Origin of the sequence: Paenibacillus phytorum (genome assembly GCF_013141715.1) — a bacterium.
GTDB lineage: Bacteria > Bacillota > Bacilli > Paenibacillales > NBRC-103111 > Paenibacillus_E > Paenibacillus_E phytorum.
This window is the reverse complement of the sequence record NZ_WHOA01000241.1, coordinates 368,881-385,429: the sequence shown is the minus strand read 5'-3', so window position 1 is coordinate 385,429 and position 16,549 is coordinate 368,881. Positions and strand designations below refer to the sequence as shown.

At 41.2% G+C, this 16,549-nt stretch carries 20 protein-coding genes; all 20 read right to left on the bottom strand.

Annotated features, from left to right (window positions below):
* Positions 1-6: 6 nt before the first annotated feature.
* The 20 genes from flhB to fliF all read right to left on the bottom strand — a co-directional run bounded on the left by flhB (position 7) and on the right by fliF (position 16,516).
* Complete coding sequence (flhB, locus tag GC098_RS35020) at positions 7-1,101, bottom strand: flagellar biosynthesis protein FlhB (protein ID WP_171648852.1); 1,095 nt, start codon at positions 1,099-1,101, stop codon at positions 7-9.
* Positions 1,102-1,111: 10 nt separating this feature from the next.
* On the bottom strand, positions 1,112-1,912 hold the full coding sequence (fliR, locus tag GC098_RS35015) for a flagellar biosynthetic protein FliR (RefSeq protein ID WP_171648851.1): 801 nt from the start codon (positions 1,910-1,912) through the stop codon (positions 1,112-1,114).
* 12 nt (positions 1,913-1,924) lie between these two features.
* Entirely contained in the window at positions 1,925-2,194 is a 270-nt protein-coding gene (gene fliQ, locus GC098_RS35010; protein WP_029195371.1) for a flagellar biosynthesis protein FliQ, read from the bottom strand.
* 25 nt (positions 2,195-2,219) lie between these two features.
* On the bottom strand, positions 2,220-2,993 hold the full coding sequence (gene fliP / locus GC098_RS35005; RefSeq protein ID WP_171648850.1) for a flagellar type III secretion system pore protein FliP: 774 nt from the start codon (positions 2,991-2,993) through the stop codon (positions 2,220-2,222).
* Entirely contained in the window at positions 2,990-3,565 is a 576-nt protein-coding gene (locus GC098_RS35000; RefSeq protein WP_216625519.1) for a flagellar biosynthetic protein FliO, read from the bottom strand. Before GC098_RS35000 ends, fliP begins: the two co-directional genes overlap by 4 nt.
* A gap of 102 nt (positions 3,566-3,667) precedes the next feature.
* Complete coding sequence (locus GC098_RS34995; protein WP_029195368.1) at positions 3,668-4,030, bottom strand: response regulator; 363 nt, start codon at positions 4,028-4,030, stop codon at positions 3,668-3,670.
* A gap of 24 nt (positions 4,031-4,054) precedes the next feature.
* A complete protein-coding gene (fliY, locus tag GC098_RS34990; protein ID WP_171648848.1) occupies positions 4,055-5,320 on the bottom strand; it encodes a flagellar motor switch phosphatase FliY in 1,266 nt (421 codons plus the stop codon).
* Entirely contained in the window at positions 5,310-6,308 is a 999-nt protein-coding gene (gene fliM / locus GC098_RS34985; protein WP_171648847.1) for a flagellar motor switch protein FliM, read from the bottom strand. Before fliM ends, fliY begins: the two co-directional genes overlap by 11 nt.
* 35 nt (positions 6,309-6,343) lie before the next feature.
* Positions 6,344-6,829 carry a flagellar basal body-associated FliL family protein gene (locus GC098_RS34980; RefSeq protein WP_171648846.1) on the bottom strand — a complete coding sequence of 162 codons (486 nt, stop codon included), beginning with the start codon at positions 6,827-6,829 and terminating at the stop codon, positions 6,344-6,346.
* Positions 6,830-7,051, bottom strand: coding sequence for a flagellar FlbD family protein (locus GC098_RS34975; protein WP_029195364.1), 222 nt, complete (start codon positions 7,049-7,051; stop codon positions 6,830-6,832). It abuts the gene before it with no gap.
* Positions 7,052-7,112: 61 nt separating this feature from the next.
* On the bottom strand, positions 7,113-7,937 hold the full coding sequence (gene flgG, locus GC098_RS34970; RefSeq protein WP_171648845.1) for a flagellar basal body rod protein FlgG: 825 nt from the start codon (positions 7,935-7,937) through the stop codon (positions 7,113-7,115).
* A gap of 89 nt (positions 7,938-8,026) precedes the next feature.
* The gene (locus GC098_RS34965; RefSeq protein WP_171648844.1) at positions 8,027-8,413 is read right to left on the bottom strand and encodes a TIGR02530 family flagellar biosynthesis protein; all 387 of its coding nucleotides are present in this window, start codon (positions 8,411-8,413) and stop codon (positions 8,027-8,029) included.
* A complete protein-coding gene (locus GC098_RS34960) occupies positions 8,410-8,853 on the bottom strand; it encodes a flagellar hook capping FlgD N-terminal domain-containing protein (RefSeq protein ID WP_312880527.1) in 444 nt (147 codons plus the stop codon). The genes GC098_RS34965 and GC098_RS34960 overlap by 4 nt, the downstream gene beginning before the upstream one ends.
* Before the next feature lie 35 nt (positions 8,854-8,888).
* A complete protein-coding gene (locus GC098_RS34955) occupies positions 8,889-10,328 on the bottom strand; it encodes a flagellar hook-length control protein FliK (protein ID WP_246359128.1) in 1,440 nt (479 codons plus the stop codon).
* A gap of 32 nt (positions 10,329-10,360) precedes the next feature.
* A complete protein-coding gene (locus GC098_RS34950; RefSeq protein ID WP_171648843.1) occupies positions 10,361-11,278 on the bottom strand; it encodes a hypothetical protein in 918 nt (305 codons plus the stop codon).
* 24 nt (positions 11,279-11,302) lie between these two features.
* Positions 11,303-11,746: a flagellar export protein FliJ gene (gene fliJ / locus GC098_RS34945; protein ID WP_171648842.1), complete on the bottom strand. Its 444-nt coding sequence runs from the start codon at positions 11,744-11,746 to the stop codon at positions 11,303-11,305.
* A gap of 9 nt (positions 11,747-11,755) precedes the next feature.
* Complete coding sequence (fliI, locus tag GC098_RS34940; RefSeq protein ID WP_171648841.1) at positions 11,756-13,081, bottom strand: flagellar protein export ATPase FliI; 1,326 nt, start codon at positions 13,079-13,081, stop codon at positions 11,756-11,758.
* Positions 13,078-13,911 carry a FliH/SctL family protein gene (locus GC098_RS34935; RefSeq protein ID WP_171648840.1) on the bottom strand — a complete coding sequence of 278 codons (834 nt, stop codon included), beginning with the start codon at positions 13,909-13,911 and terminating at the stop codon, positions 13,078-13,080. The genes fliI and GC098_RS34935 overlap by 4 nt, the downstream gene beginning before the upstream one ends.
* Entirely contained in the window at positions 13,904-14,920 is a 1,017-nt protein-coding gene (gene fliG / locus GC098_RS34930) for a flagellar motor switch protein FliG (protein ID WP_171648839.1), read from the bottom strand. Before fliG ends, GC098_RS34935 begins: the two co-directional genes overlap by 8 nt.
* Positions 14,921-14,932: 12 nt before the next feature.
* Positions 14,933-16,516, bottom strand: coding sequence for a flagellar basal-body MS-ring/collar protein FliF (fliF, locus tag GC098_RS34925; RefSeq protein WP_171648838.1), 1,584 nt, complete (start codon positions 16,514-16,516; stop codon positions 14,933-14,935).
* Positions 16,517-16,549 lie beyond the last annotated feature (33 nt).

The following is a 16,549-nucleotide window of genomic DNA, read 5'->3' as shown; positions in this document are numbered from 1 at the left end:
TCCTCATTAGTTCGTTTTGCCCTTCACTTTATATACATAAGCCAATACTTCTGCGACAGCCTGGAACAGCTCAGCGGGAATCGAGTCACCAATTTCCACTTGTGCAAAGATCGCTCGAGCAAGCGGTTTATTTTCCATTGTCATAATACCGTTTTTCTTCGCAACTTCTTTAATCTTTAAAGCAACATAATCCGCGCCCTTAGCAATAACTGTCGGGGCTTGCATATTGTTCGAATCATATTTCAAAGCAACCGCAAAGTGGGTTGGATTAGTAATAATAACATCTGCTTTGGGGACTTCTTGCATCATGCGCTGCATGGCCATCTGACGCTGCTTCGCACGGATCTTTCCTTTGATAAGTGGATCCCCTTCACTCTTCTTATACTCATCCTTGATATCCTGTTTGGACATTTTGAGACTTTTCTCGTACTCATACTTTTGATATATGAAATCAAAAATGGCAAGGACAATTAAAATCGCTCCAATTTTGATCCCTAGTTTTAGCGTGACTGAGGCAATAAATGAAAATGTACTCTCTAGAGGAGCGTGGCCAAGACCTAGCAGTTTAGCTTTTTCACCCATTAATGTCGTATACACGACATAACCGATAATTAACATCTTCATTGTCGACTTAAGAAAATCCATGACGGTTCGCAGTGAAAAAATTCGTTTGAAACCCTCGATCGGATTGATCTTGTTAAACTTCATCATCAGGGGGTCGCCAATGAACATAAAGCCAATTTGTGCATAATTTCCAATAAAGGCTACTAAAACTACAAGGATGAAAATAGGAGCTAAAATGATTAACCCTTGTTGGACTAAATCTACGAATAATACCTGAACGTTTGCGGCTGTAATGTCCATCGTCAGTTGATTCTCATAGACGTTGCGAAAGATGTTTACCAACTTCTCTTTCATATAACCACCGAACATGAGGAATGATAGAAATGAAAAGAGTAATATAAATGCCGCAGGTAGGTCCATGCTCTTCGCAACTTGACCCTTTTTACGAGCATCTTGCCTTTTCTTTGCTGTCGCAGGTTCCGTCTTTTCCCCAGCAAACCATTGTAAATCGAGCTTCAATCGAAATGTTTGGGACACGGCTTACCTCCTACTTAGGTGATGGTTGCTGTGTGCCGCTAATCAGTTGAAGCAACTTCTCCATGTAATCAAAAATTGTTGCAAATAAATGTTGAAATTGTGATATTAATTCAGGAAACAGAATGACTAGCAGGAAAAAACCAAGAATCATTTTCAAAGGTGCTCCAATAACGAAAATATTGAATTGCGGAGCCACCCTCGTTAAGAGCCCTAGTCCTAAATCTGTCAAAAAAAGGGCTGCTATGATAGGAGCAGCGAGTTGAAACGAGAGATAAAACATTTTTGATAGCGATTGAAACAAGAAATTCGAAATTTGTCCATCATAGATGCGTGAGAACAGTTGATTGTCCAGCGGTATCCAGCGGTAACTGTCAATAATTGCTCTGATCAAATAATGGTGCCCATCAAAAGAAAGAAAAAGCAGAACGGCGACCATATATTTAAGGTTACCTAACATTGGGGTTGAGACTCCCGTTAGAGGATCAATCACACTCGCCATACTGAAGCCAATTTGCATATCCATAAAAGAGCCGGCTGTCTGGACAACCGTAAAAAAGATATAGGCGAGAAAACCAAGTAAAACGCCAACAAGCATTTCACGAATAATCAATAGAATGTATTCACCATCCATGGGAATGGGTTTATCCAACCCCATAGTCGCAAAAATGATTAACGAGATGAATACTGATAGACCGATTTTGAACATCATTGGAACATTTCTTGAAGAAAGAATGGGGACTACGACAAAGAACGATGTAATTCGACAAAAAATAAGCAGAAAGATAGGGATAACTTGGAAAAAGTATGTCATATCGCTCACAACCTATCCAACGAATTTGTAAAGGTTGTTGAGTAAATTAAAGGTAAAGTCAACCAGTGTATTCATAATCCAAGGTCCAAATATTAAAATAGACAGCAGAACCGCAACGATTTTGGGAACAAACGCTAGTGTTTGTTCTTGAATCTGCGTTGTAGCTTGAAAAATACTTATGATCAGACCAACGACAAGCCCAATAATAAGCATGGGCGCACTTGCTTTAAGCACGGTATAAACAGCCTCACCAGCAATCCGTATTACAAATTCTGATCCCATTTAGAAACCTCCGATATCTTGATCCTCAACCATAGCTTAGGAGTAATGATCTCACCACAAGATACCAACCATCTACAAGTATGAAAAGTAGAATTTTAAAAGGGAGTGAAATCATAACAGGCGGTAACATCATCATTCCCATTGCCATTAAGGTACTGGATACAACCATATCTATGACCAGAAACGGGATAAAAATCATGAACCCCATCTGGAAAGCTGATTTCAGTTCACTTATTGCGTATGCCGGAACTAATGAAGTAATCGGTATATCTTCTACGCCTGTAGGTGCTTTAGCTTTGGTGTAGTCTAAGAACAACTTTAGATCCTTCTGACGTGTATGCTTGAACATAAACTTCTTCATTGGTAAGGATGCTTTCTCATAAGCCTGGGTCTGATTAATTTCACCCTTCAAATAAGGCTGCAGCGCTGTCTGATTAACCTCTCCCAAAGTAGGAGACATAATAAAAAAGGTTAAAAACAGAGCTAGTCCGATTAAAACCTGATTAGGCGGCATCTGCTGGGTTCCAAGTGATGTTCGAACGAATCCAAGCACGATGACAATTCTTGTGAAACTAGTCATTAAAATAAGAAAAGATGGTGCAAGACTTAATACGGTTAATAAGAGCAATAACGTAACTGTGTTAGAAGATCCACCGGCAGTGCCACTAGTCCCAATATTCACATTTAACCCAGGTATCGGATTGGTTGGAACTGTTTCAGCAGCAGAAGCTGTCAGTGATAAGAGGAACACTGAAATCATGACAATCAGAAGCGTAAGAACTAATTTATTTCTTTTCATTCATCATTCAACCGATCTGTTTGTTTTTGATCAGAAAGCCATTCGTGAGCATCTTTATTACGGTTTGATACTCGCTGCAGCCTATCGTGAAATACTTGTTGAAAGGATGAAGTAATTTCTACTTCTTCCTCGATCTCTTTCTTTCTAACAGGAAGCTTGCTTATCCATTTGCTTATTGCACCAAAGCCCACCCGATCATCCTGAGAAGAAGTAAGCAATTCCGAGATATACGCAACTTCATCGGCGTCATTGATCTTATCCAACAACTGAATGTTCTCACCGACGCCAACCACGAAGAGCGAATGACCAATTTCAACAATCTGAATAGATTTATTTTGCCCGAGGGGAACTCCACCTAAAGAACGTATTGAGTTCCCGAACATAGTACCTTTATTTTTCTTAGCTATGTACTTCATAAGCACAAAGAATAAGAGAATAATTAATATAAGAAAGAAAATAACTTTAACAACCATGCCAAACGAATTAAACGAGTCGGTAGTCGGAAATTCCGATGTTGGAAGACCTTGCCCCGGCTCTGTTTCAGCAAAGGTAAAGGATTTGGTATATAACATTGCGACTACACTTAATATTGCAGTAATCAGTCGTTTCGATTGGAGTCTTCTCATAGTCACAACCCTTTCGGTTTATGTAAGACTCAACCGAACGTAGACGGCTTAGCCTAGAGTCTTTTTAATCGCTTCGATAACACGGTCTGCTTGAAATGGTTTCACGATAAAGTCTTTTGCCCCTGCTTGAATGGCATCAATAACCATGGCTTGCTGCCCCATTGCGGAACACATAATAACCTTTGCAGTAGGTTCAATTTTTTTGATTTCTTTCAATGCTTGAATACCATCCATCTCAGGCATCGTAATATCCATAGTAATTAAATCAGGTTTCAATTCCTTGTATTTTTCGATGGCTTGAGCACCATCATTCGCTTCTCCACAAACCTCATAACCATTTTTTGATAAAATATCACGAATCATCATTCTCATAAATGCAGCATCATCAACAATTAGAATACGGTTAGCCATGAGTAAAATCCCCCTAAATTTAAATTATTGTAACTTTTGAATTCGTTCCCACTGGTTAACAATGTCTGTAACACGGACCCCAAAGTTTTCATCGATGACGACAACTTCGCCTTTGGCAATCAACTTATTATTTACTAAGATATCTACAGGCTCACCTGCCAGCTTATCCAATTCAATGATCGATCCCTGGGAAAGTTCTAAGATGTCTTTAATCACCTTATGCGTCCTGCCTAATTCTACAGTCACCTTAAGAGGTATATCCAGTAGTAAATTAAGATTTGTATCATCAGCCTGTCCCAACGAACCTGATTGTAAATTTCCGAATTGTACGGGTTGAACATTTACATTCCGATTCGGCATCCCACCATAAGCTGCCGGAGGCTGCTGATACATGGGTTGCTGAGGCGGGTACATAGGCTGTTGTGGTGGATACATCGGCTGTCCCATTGGTGGCTGTTGATACATCGGCTGTTCATAAACTGGCTGCTGCTGCTGGTACATCGGTCCAGGAGCTGCTGGGGGCGGAGTAAGTGCTTCCTGTACAGGTACTGGTGACGGTGCTGTTACTTGAGCAGCAGGTGCTGCTTCCATCGAAGAATCAGAATCACCACCCATGAGAATCGATACCATTTCTTTGGCGAACGGAACAGGTAATAATTGCATAATGTTAGAATCAATAAGATCGCCAATGGTGAGTCGGAACGATATCTTTATAAATACGTCCTCGTCGGGCAGTTTTCCTTCTCCTTTCGACAAATTTAATATGTCTATTCCTGGAGGAGAGATATTGACAAATCGATTGAAGATCGTAGACATAGATGTAGCCGAAGATCCCATCATTTGATTCATGGCTTCTTGCACAGCGCTAATATGAATTTCACTGAGATTTTCATCTCCGCCTGTACCGTCTCCACCCATCATTAAGTCAGCAATGACTTGGGCATCTTTTGTTTTAATTACAAGTAAATTAATACCATCGAAACCATCGACATAATTAACATGAACCGCTACATGAGGTTTTGGAAACTGCTCTTCCAATTCCTCTTTACCAATAACAGAAACCTTCGGTGTCGTAATTTCTACTTTCTTTCCAAGCAGTGTCGAAAGAGCTGTGGCTGCACTTCCAAAAGTGATATTACCAATTTCACCAAGTGCATCCTGTTCTAGGGGAGATAAATAGTCTTCAACTTTAGGAGGCCCGCTATAAGAAGAGGCTGAACTATCGTCCGATGACTGTCTCAACAAAGCATCGATCTCTTCCTGGGACAAATAATCTCTGTTATTCGTCATAATCTTCTTCTCCTTCGTTTACGATTTCTGTAATTTGTACAGCCATCTTCCCTTTTAAGGTACCGGGGCTTCCGAGATATTTCAGCTTCTCACCCACTTTGACTTGAAGCGAATCTTCGACGGATTTATGCAGCGGGATTACATCGCCAGGCACTAAGCCAAGGAAATCACGTATGGAAATTTCGGACGATCCCAATTCTACAATGAGAGGCAGCTTGGTTTTTTCCAAGCGCGATTGAAGTGCTTCCACTTCTTCAGGTGCTCTCGTCTTCTTCTGGGAAACAAACCAGTGATGTACAGAAAGTCGAGGCATAATGGGTTCGATGACCACGTGAGGGATACACAAGTTGATCATCCCTGTTGTATCACCGATTTTGGTACTAAGTGATATTAGCGCAATGGTTTCATTAGGTGAAACAATCTGCATGAACTGCGGATTTGTTTCAAGGGCCTCTAAACGAGGTTGAATATCAATGACAGTCTTCCATGCCTCTTGTAAACTATCGAATGCTCTGCTAAAAATACGTTCCATCACAATCGTTTCAATTTCAGTTAAAGCATTAATTTTGGTTGGGGTCGTACCCGCACCGCCCAACAAACGATCCAACATAGCAAATGCGACATTGGGATGAACCTCAAGCACCATTCGACCCTCTAAAGGCTCCGCTTCAAAGATGTTCAAAATGGTCATTTTCGGGATCGAACGAATAAATTCGTCGTAGGGTAGTTGTTCAACCTGGACAACACTGATCTGTACGAACGTACGGAGCTGAGCAGAAAAATACGTTGTTAAAAATCGTGCAAAGTTTTCGTGAATCCGGGTTAAGCTACGAATATGATCCTTTGAGAAACGTACTGCTCTCTTAAAGTCATAGGCCCTTACCTTCTTCTGCGTTTCCTCTTTTTTAAGTTCATCCGCATCCATTTCGCCTGAGGACAAAGCAGCTAGCAAGGCATCGATCTCATTTTGCGACAGAACATCAACCATTCGAGTCACCTCCTTTAAGCAAAATCAACAGCGAGTTATTGAAGTACTTTATCGGTTATCCAAATTTGCTTAATTTTACCCTCATGTAGCAAGGGGTTTAATTTGTTCATTAACGTAGAGATTAAACTGTCGGAACCCTTACTTCCTTCAATTTGATCTTTTGTCAAATCTCCAAGCGCTTGTACGATTGTTCCTTTAACCGCTGAGTCCAGCAAACTATCAAACTCTGCCTTACCCTTTGAATTTTCTAGTTCAAAAGCGAAACTGATTTTAATGAAGTTTTGACTGCCAGACAAATTCGTCAAAATATCTTTAATAATAGCAGTGTTTGCCTTTTTAGCTTCCGCAGATGGCGCTTTCGTTGGCTTCACGCTTGCAACAGCTTCCTGAGCTTGTACCGCAGGGTCTTTGGATTGATTATTTTTCTCCATAAAGTTCCACAATACGAAGGCAGCCGTCAAAATCAGAGTAATTGCAATTAGAATGGAAACAATGAGTATGAAAATTTTGTTCTTAAACACTTACGAACCCTCCGCATCCCTGGACTTTATTGTCGCTCGCACTGAGCCAATCTCCTGCATGTAGGTCCGCACTAAGCTTACCACAACCTCTGCCTTTTCGAGTACTGTGATTTTCTTACCTGTTGTCAACGTGATCATTGTGTCTGGAGTCTCTTCAATAAGTTCGATCAGTATGGCATTCAGGATAATGGCTTTACCGTTTAAACGAGTGAGAGAAATCATGTTTCTCCTCCTGTATCAGGATAAGGGGAGACTAGCTCCCCTCTTTCACATCACCTTAAGATTAACGTTTAAGATTAACGACTTCTTGTAGCACTTCATCCGAAGTCGTGATAATCCGAGAATTCGCTTGGAAACCACGTTGAGCAATAATCATTTCGGTGAATTCACCTGTTAAGTCAACGTTCGACATTTCCAATTGTCCTGAGATCAGTGTCCCTGTTCCCGTTTCTGGATTACCTGGTGCACCAACTGTAATTGTCTCTGGGTCTGGGTTCGCATTAGCTGTCATGCGATACAAATTCCCACCAATTTTCTCAAGACCAGAAGGGTTAATTACTTTAACGACGCCAACTTTCTGACCTGTAGTAACCGTTGCTCCTGTATTGTTAACACCAATAATATCTCCGTTTTGTGCTATTGAGAATGAAACAATATCATCAGGAAGCACTATCGGACCAGCACCTTCAGCACCCATAACATGAAGTCCTTCAGCATTAACAAGATTTCTGGTAGCATCTAAAGTGAAATTACCTGATCTTGTCAAGTATGGCGTGTCAACCTGCTCCGTTGTCCCTACAGCAAAGAATCCGTCACCGTTTATACGCAAATCAGTAGTCACATTCGTTGTCATTGCACTTCCAGCCGTATGTATTGTATCAATAGCTGCCAAACTAACACCTAATCCTACTTGCTGAGCATTCACACCACCGCGGTTCTCATCGGCAGCACTAACACCAGCAACGGTTTGACTAAGAATATCTTTGAACATAACACGGCTGCCTTTGAATCCGATGGTATTTACGTTTGCGATATTATTACCGATAACATCTAATTTCGTTTGAAAACCACGCATACCTGAAACGCCTGAGTACAAAGATCTTAACATCTAATAGGCCTCCTAATCGGATTAAAAATAAAATGAGCTGCTTCTATCGCTCCACAGCCCCAGGCTTCCTGCACGGTCGAGCCTGATGGTTAAGAAATAATAATGGCACTATCTATTTGTGTAAATACATGTTCATTCATTGCATTTCCATCAAGCGCCGTCACAACAGTTCGGTTAGGAACATTAACAATTAAAGCATTGCCACCCAGAATCATAAGCGCATCCTTAGCACCTTTTGCAGCAGCCTTGTCGATTGCTTTGTTAAGCTTATCCAATTGCTCTGGCTTTAATTGAATATCTCTCTCTTTCAGTCTAACCTCTGCATGATGACTGAAACGAACAAATTGCTCCTGAAGAAGTTTCTGAAAAGTTGGAATACCGGAATTGGATGCCGGCTGCTGTACAGGTGTTCGTCTCGTAGACGCAGGAGAAACCGCATTAGGATAAAGCTGCCCTATGGATATTCTCTCTGTCATTTGGTTTCTCCAACATTCTCAATTTTCTTGAGCTTGTCAAGAGAAATTTCCACTCCCTTCACATTGGCGTATTGATTTCCGTCCTTGAATGTAATGGAATCAATAACACCCGACTTTTCGACAGATGCTCCAGATGAATCGATATCCGTCCATGTGATCGATTTCCCAATCAAGCCTGAAACAAAACCAAGAGATTGACGCATTAGCTTCATTTCACCAGCCATATTCGTAAGTTGCTCTACGGATGTGAATTGCGCCATTTGTGCAATAAACTCTTTATCTTGCAAAGGTTGCGTTGGGTCTTGATTTTGAAGTTGAGTAATCAAGATTTTAAGGAAATCATCTTTGCCTAATGTATTGTTGTCTTTATCTTTGCTTTTTGCATTTTTGCCGGAATTGATCAAATCGGCAACATTACCTGAAATCGGGGCTGTAGCCACACTTTCACCTCCAACTTCTTCACATTTATTGCTTTCTAGGCAATAACATCGAAGGAGTTTCCATTAACTGCAGTTCGTATTTGAGCTACATTTTCTATTTCTTGATTAAAATCAAGTGAATCTTCATCGTAGTTACTTGATCCATTTTTGCTTTGATGCTGAGATTGACCAAATGTTTGCTGTTGACGTTGATCTTGGAACATACTGGATTGCATGTTTTGATTTTGAGTGACCTCAAGCTTCTCAACTTGCAAACCTTGTGTTTGAAGTGCTTGTCTTAACTGTGGAAGCTGACTTTCCAACATCTGTTTACCAGCTAAGGAATCTGCAGCAAATTGTGCAATCAGTTGTCCATCCTGCATCGAAATTCTTACATCAATATGACCGAGATTTTTAGGGAATAAAGATAGTTTAGCTTCAGAAAAACCGCCAGCCATCGTAATCTTCATATTCTTCAAAACATGCTCTGTCATTTCTTCTGTAAAATTCGCTGCATTAATCGTTGTTGTTGGCACTTTATCAACTGCAATAGAGGCCTGTTGTGATTTCTGCAGATCACCTATCGTAACAATGTTATTCGTTGCAGTAGCGGTTTCAGTTGGCAAATCAACTAGATCTACTAATGACTCTTCGGATGTTGTAGTTGACTCGATAACTGGTGCGTGAAGTACATTCTTGATTGCTAAAAGCTCAAGTTTTGACTTTGTTGGTTGCACGAGTGTAAATGAATCTCCATCTATCTTCTGCTCAACACCAAACTTTTTCGCCTGTTTAACATGACTAGCTCTGTCAACAGATGAGGAATCACTTTTACTTCCTTCTACTAAACCTTCAAGAGTCTTAGACGTATTCGTTGTTGCAACAGTTATTGATGTTGGTCCCTTCAGAGTCGCCATCAATTCTGGAAGCAAAGGCCCAATAGTGCTAAGTAAATCCTCGTTCAAAAACTTCAAAATAGGATTGTCAGGCTGCTGTTTAGTCAGAGTTGTCAGTGTAAGCAAAGTATTCTGAGCCTGTAAGTTTAATGTATCTGCAGGCTGAAGATTCAATCCATTCGGCAGTGCGAAAGCCGCGTTAGATTGAGCATCGCCAAGTGTACTTAACAATTGCTCAGCATCTTCAAACCACTTCTTTACATTGGGATCTTGTAATAATTGTTCAGCTAGCGCAGGATTACTGTTCATTGCCTCCAAAAGCATTTCTGGTAGAGGTTGATCTTCCGTCCCTTGTCCGACCTCCTGTACAGCGGCACCTTGAAGGGGCAATACCAAGCTTTGAAGCATTTGAAGCAGCATGTTCAGAGAAAGGGCTGGATCGGAATCATTTACATCACCAGAAGCACTCTCTTGTACAATTCGACCATCTAATACTTGATTAAAAGAAGTATCTTTGGTAGCCGTTTCAGTCGTACTTGCTTTACCTGTTGCTGTTGAAACCGTTTTTCCAGTAGGTACTGTTGGCATTTGTACGTCCATTTTTTTCACCTCCCTTCGTGAAATCAATGACATTACTGAACAAGTTTAGCTGTAATTGAGGCTGCGATTTCTTTATTTGCGTCTGACAAAGAAGACATTACTTTAGAACGAGAAGCGTTATCCATCCCACTGAGAATAGCTAACACTTTATCAGGATTAGATTTATTCATTTCCAGTAAAACATTTGAAGCACTTTTTGGCGTCATGTTGGCAAAAGTTTGCCCTAAATCTGATTTACTTACGGATGTTGCAGCCTTGGTCGAGTCTTTTGCTCCATTCGTTGCCAATCTCTCTTGCAAGGCAGCGATTTGTTTATCGCGAGCTGGAACAACATCCTTAACCCCAATAGATGCCTCAGCCGCTTTAGTCGGGTCCATTTTTTCAAGAATTGCTCCACGGCTATCTGCTTTCATCATTGAAAAGACTAGTACCATTTCTTTAGGTGTCAATGCTTCAATGATAGGGGCCGCTTTACTTGGATTCATTTTAGAATACATACTCGCAATTTGAGTAATTTGATTGTTGTATTCTTCTTCGGTTTGCGTCTTATTCTTCAGCTTCTCTTCCAGTTCGGTTAACTTCGCCTGAGCATCTTTCAATGAAAGATCCTTCTGTTCGGTTGTCGAATCAGCTTTCTGCAATGCCGTTTGAAGTTCAGCTATTCTTGTGTTTAGCTTCGTAATCTCTTCATCTTTATTCTTGATGCTTTGCTCAGAAGTCGGTACTTTACCATCGCTAGTCACTAATGCTTTTTCTTTGGGAGCAGGGACGATTGTCCCAATGACCGGTGTATTGTGCAGAGCCTTCTGTATACTGCTTTTGATATCATAATCAAATATTGACAAGAGTACGAAAAGCAAAACTGCCGTAAACACAAAGGGGATGACAAACCATATCAGAAATCGTTCCAGTGCACTATAAGATGCACCTTCTATGCTTGTATCGGCCATCTCCTCTTCCCTCCTTTGCCTTCTTCAATACGTTAGTCGTCTGAAACGGTTGGTGGCCATTTCATCTAGAGCTTCTTGCTCTTTTTTGGCGACAAAAGATTGAAATTGGTTGTAAGCCTTCTCTCTTGCCTTCGACCATACCTTCTCATCAATCATTCTTTCCGAAAGATGTTCCTGCTTTTTGAGCACGACATGCTGTGCTTGCTGCACATCCAAATGCTTGCGAGCAATCTGTTGATCAACATGATTCATGTAGTTTTGCATCAACAGCATCTTGGAGATGGACACCGAACTGCTAGAAACACTCGCCATTTCGTCATGAAGGCTATCTTTTTGCTCAAACAATCCATGCAAGCTCGTTTCTTCGTTCCTTAGTTGCCCCATTGCCTCAGACAGAATCCACTCTGCCTGTGTTCGTTCATTGTTTTTCAAATCGACAATTTGCTGGAAAGAATAACGAAAATTCATTCAGGAGCCTCATCCCTTATAAAATTCATGAATCAAACGTTGTTGAGCTTCTTCAAACGTCAACTTCTCAGAGGTTTTTTGCTTCGTGAAATCCCATATTGCCTCGATATTATCCATAGCGATATCAATATTTGGGTTAGAACCTTTTTGGTACGCCCCTATATTGATAAGATCTTCCGAATCTTTATATATAGAAAGAAGTCGCTTCAATTGATCAGCTGCTTCCATGTGTTCAGTAGGAACAATTTCTTTCATGACTCGGCTTACGCTGGATAAAACATCGATGGCTGGATAATGACCCTTATTAGCAATACTGCGATTTAGGACAATATGTCCGTCCAAAATACCTCGCACAGCATCAGCGATAGGCTCATTCATGTCATCCCCATCAACAAGCACGGTATAAAAAGCGGTAATGGAGCCCTTTGGCCCCGTACCTGAACGTTCTAAAAGCCGCGGAAGCATGGCAAAAACCGAAGGCGTATAACCACGTGTGGCTGGAGGTTCTCCAACAGCAAGTCCGACTTCACGCTGTGCCATAGCAAAACGAGTGACCGAATCCATCATCATCATGACATTCAATCCGCGATCTCTGAAATATTCGGCAATACTAGTTGCAATCATCGCACCTTTGATTCGGATCAAAGCGGGTTGATCTGACGTTGCAACAATCACAACGGATCGGGCAAGTCCTTCAGGACCTAAATCTCTTTCAATAAAGTCCAGAACCTCTCTACCACGCTCACCAATAAGAGCAATTACGTTGACATCAGCGGATGTATTACGGGCAATCATACCCATCAACGTACTTTTACCAACACCTGATCCAGCAAAGATACCGACACGCTGACCCTTACCAATTGTTAATAAGCCATCAATACAGCGAACACCAACCGAAATTGGAATCAGAACGCGTGGACGTGTTAACGGGTTTCCGGGCACATTATTCGTTGAATATTGTGCCATTCTAGAAGGTAGGAATGAACCATCTAAGGGTTGTCCCAGACCATCTAAAACCTTACCAAGCAGCTCATGCCCAACTTGGACAGTAAGAGGCTTCCCGGTGCCTACGACATCGCATCCAGGACCTATTGCATCCAAATCACCGAGTGGCATTAGGACTACTTTATTGCTTCGAAATCCAACGACCTCAGCCTTTAGCGGCTTGTTAGACTTGTGCGGATATATGTAGCAAAGATCGCCAATGCTCACATCAGGACCTTCCGACTCAACTGTCAGCCCTATCACCTGCGTCACTTTACCGTTCACTCGAATCGGATCAATCGTATGTAGATGCTCCTTGTATTTATCAGCATTTGGCAGCTTGCTGCTCATAACTCGGATACCTCACTTTGAGTTGCCAATTGTCTTAGCGCCGACTTAATCTCTTTTAACTGAGTATCAATTCTGGCATCAATGCTTCCAAATGAGGAACGTATCACACAGCCACGGTCTTGTACCGTAGAGTCCGGGATAATTTGTAATTCTGCTTGTGAATCAATGGAAGTTAATAACTCTTCGCGTGCATCTTGGATGTACGCAAACTGTGAAGGTGCTACACAAAGCGCGATAATTCCTTTTTCTCGTCTACGTGAAAGTACCATCTGAATTAAATCAATGACCCATTCTGGATTTAAAGTTAACTGACGCCCAATTACTTTCTCTGCGATGGAAGTGCTAAGCTCAATTAAGAATGGTTCTGATTCTTGAATGATTTGCTGCTTAAGCTTGTAAGCTTGTTCCAAAATGGATCGAGCTTCTGATAACATCTCACCGTATTCTTGTCGGAGATTATCTTCGGCTTGAACAATCCCTTGCTCGTATCCCTCTTCAAATCCTGATTGTCTGGATAGCGCGATGTGCTCTTCATCTTCAGCACGCCGGCTCTCCCACCAACTCGTGATTTCTGCATGCGTTTGTTCACGAAGCACAGAACACTCCTGCATTGCCTGATCGATTTGTTCATGGGCAAAAGTCTCAGCGTCTTGAAGGATCTGCTCCTTCATACTTGTGGCTTCTGTCAGTTCCTGCTGCTGTTCAGGAGTCAATTGATTGGCTTCATCCGTTAACATACCTGCGCGTAATAATTCAAGTGGTGAAATTGTTTCTACTAATTTCTTATCATCTAACGGAAAATAAGCAAAAGATTTAATGACATTAGACAATAATATCATCTCCTCCACCACGTGCGATGATGATTTCACCAGATTCTTCTAAGCGGCGAATCGTTGCAACAATTCGGGTCTGAGCTTCTTCAACATCACGTAAACGTACGGGTCCCATAAATTCCATTTCTTCCTTAAAGGTATCCGCCATACGTTTGGACATATTCTTGAACAAGGCATCGCGAACTTCTTCGCTCGCAACTTTAAGGGCAAGCTGTAAATCTGCATTCTCAATGTCGCGAATAATTCGCTGAATCGAACGATTATCGATATTAACGATATCTTCGAAGACAAACATCCGCTTCTTAATTTCTTCCGCAAGCTCCGGATCCTGAATTTCGAGGGAATCGAGAATGGTACGCTCTGTACCCCGATCGACACCATTCAGAATTTGAACGATGGAAGCAATACCACCTGCATTTGTGTAATCCTGAGTTACAGTTGAAGATAGCTTTTGTTCAAGAACGCGTTCTACCTGACTAATGACTTCAGGAGATGTGCTGTCCATTAGTGCAATACGCTTAGCAACATCAGCTTGCTTTTCCTGTGGTAGTGACGACAAGATGATCGATGCTTGATCTGCTTGTAAATAAGACAATACTAAAGCGATTGTTTGAGAATTCTCATTTTGAATGAAGTTAAGAATTTGAGCAGGATCTGCTTTTCTTGCAAAATCGAAAGGTCTCACTTGCAGAGTTGCTGTCAGACGATTGATAATATCAAGCGCTTTTTGTGATCCCAAAGCCTTTTCCAAAATATCCTTGGCGTAAGCAATACCACCTTGAGAAATAAACTCTTGAGCTAAGCAAATTTGATGAAATTCAGATAAAATAGCTTCTTTTTCATAAGAATCTACTTTTCTAACATTTGCAATCTCTAACGTTAACTGCTCAATTTCTTCTTCTCGCAAGTGTTTAAATATTTGAGCAGACACCTCAGGGCCTAAACTGATCAAAAGAATGGCTGCCTTTTGTCGTCCGGTTAACCCTTGCAGAGCAGCTTTGGCCATACAAGTGCACCTCTATTCGTCTACTAACCAAGTACGAAGCAAATTGACAAAATCTTCTGGTCGCTTTTTGGCTAGAGTTTCTAGCTGCTTGCGTACTTGATTGTCATTAGTAACATTTTCGATATCAATCGTTGGAAGCTCTGCCTTACCTGCTGCAATATTCATTTCTTGTTCCAATTGTTGCTGCGCAGCTTTTCTACGTTTTCTAATTGCGAACCCTGCAATTAATCCAATTGCAAGCGCCGCTAAAGCTAAACCTGCATACGTTATGTATGTTGTCGTTTTCGAAGCGAGTGTGTCCGTTGGTCTTGCGAATGAATGTGCGAATACTGTAACTTTTTTCTGTAAATCTTCGTCTGTATATGTAACCTTATTATCCGCTAATGCTGTTCTTACGATGTTTACTAGTGCACTTTGGACCGCAGCCTTGGTCTCAGCCGTCAATGAGTTGGGATCATCTTTAACTGGAGGCTCAATCCCTACATTAATACTTAAATCTTTCACAACATACGGTGTAGAGATAATATCGTTAGTAATTCGATTGACTTCATAATTGACAGTCTTATTATTTTTCTCTGAGTTAGACTTGCCTGAGCTGGCCGCCCCCGGATAGCCTGGAACATCTGTAGTCCCTGTACCTGGTACACCACCCGTATCAGCCCCATTGTTCTGATACGATTCACTTGCTTCCTGCAGGGAAATTTCCAACCCTTTTTGATCCACTTGATTCGGAGCGCTGACAAGCTGCTCTTTGCTTTTCTTTTGATCAAAATTCATTGTTGAGAATACACTTACATTCACTTTGTCACGGCCAAACATCGTACCCAGCATTGTATTGATATTCTTCTGCAAATCATTTCGGAACTGGTTATTAATATCCGCTTGACTAGTGACTAAACTCGTGGATGACGTTCCGCCTACCTTCGAAGATACAAGACTCTGTCCATACTGGTCTGAGATCGTTATATTCTCTAGAGGGAGATTCTTAACACTGTGCGATACTAAGTTATAGATCGTATCAACCTTTGCTTGATCTAATGTATAGCCCTGTTTGGTTTGCACGACAACAGATGCCGTTGCTTTCTCTTGCTGTTGCTGTAAGAAAGGTCCTTCTTCTGGAAGTGAGATGAGAACTTTAGAACTAGCGATTGCTTGATTAGAGTTAATCAACTGTTGAAGCTCGCCTTGTATCGCGTTCAAGTATTTCACTTTGAATTCGTTGTCTGTAATACCAAATGAGCTGCTGTCGCTAAATGCCCCAAAGCCTAAAGAGCCGTTCTTATTTAAACCTTGAGACTCTACCCCAAGCTTTACATTTGCTACTTCGCTTGTTGGTACTTCGATACTTTTACCATCAGCACTAAGATGATACGGAATCTTTGCTGTATCTAGATATGATTTAATGGCTGAAGCATCACTTGGCTGCAATTCTGTAAATGCGAGTGAATACTCCGTTTTTGATAAATTAAAACTTATAATCGCCGCAGTAAGAATCAGTAGGACAACCGTTGCTATAAAAGTGATTTTCGTAGTTCTACTATAACGATTCCAATATTGCTTCACCTTTTCCCAGTACTGGAGCAGGTTCTCGTTCACTCTGTCACCTCATCGAACCAAAATTTAGCAGCA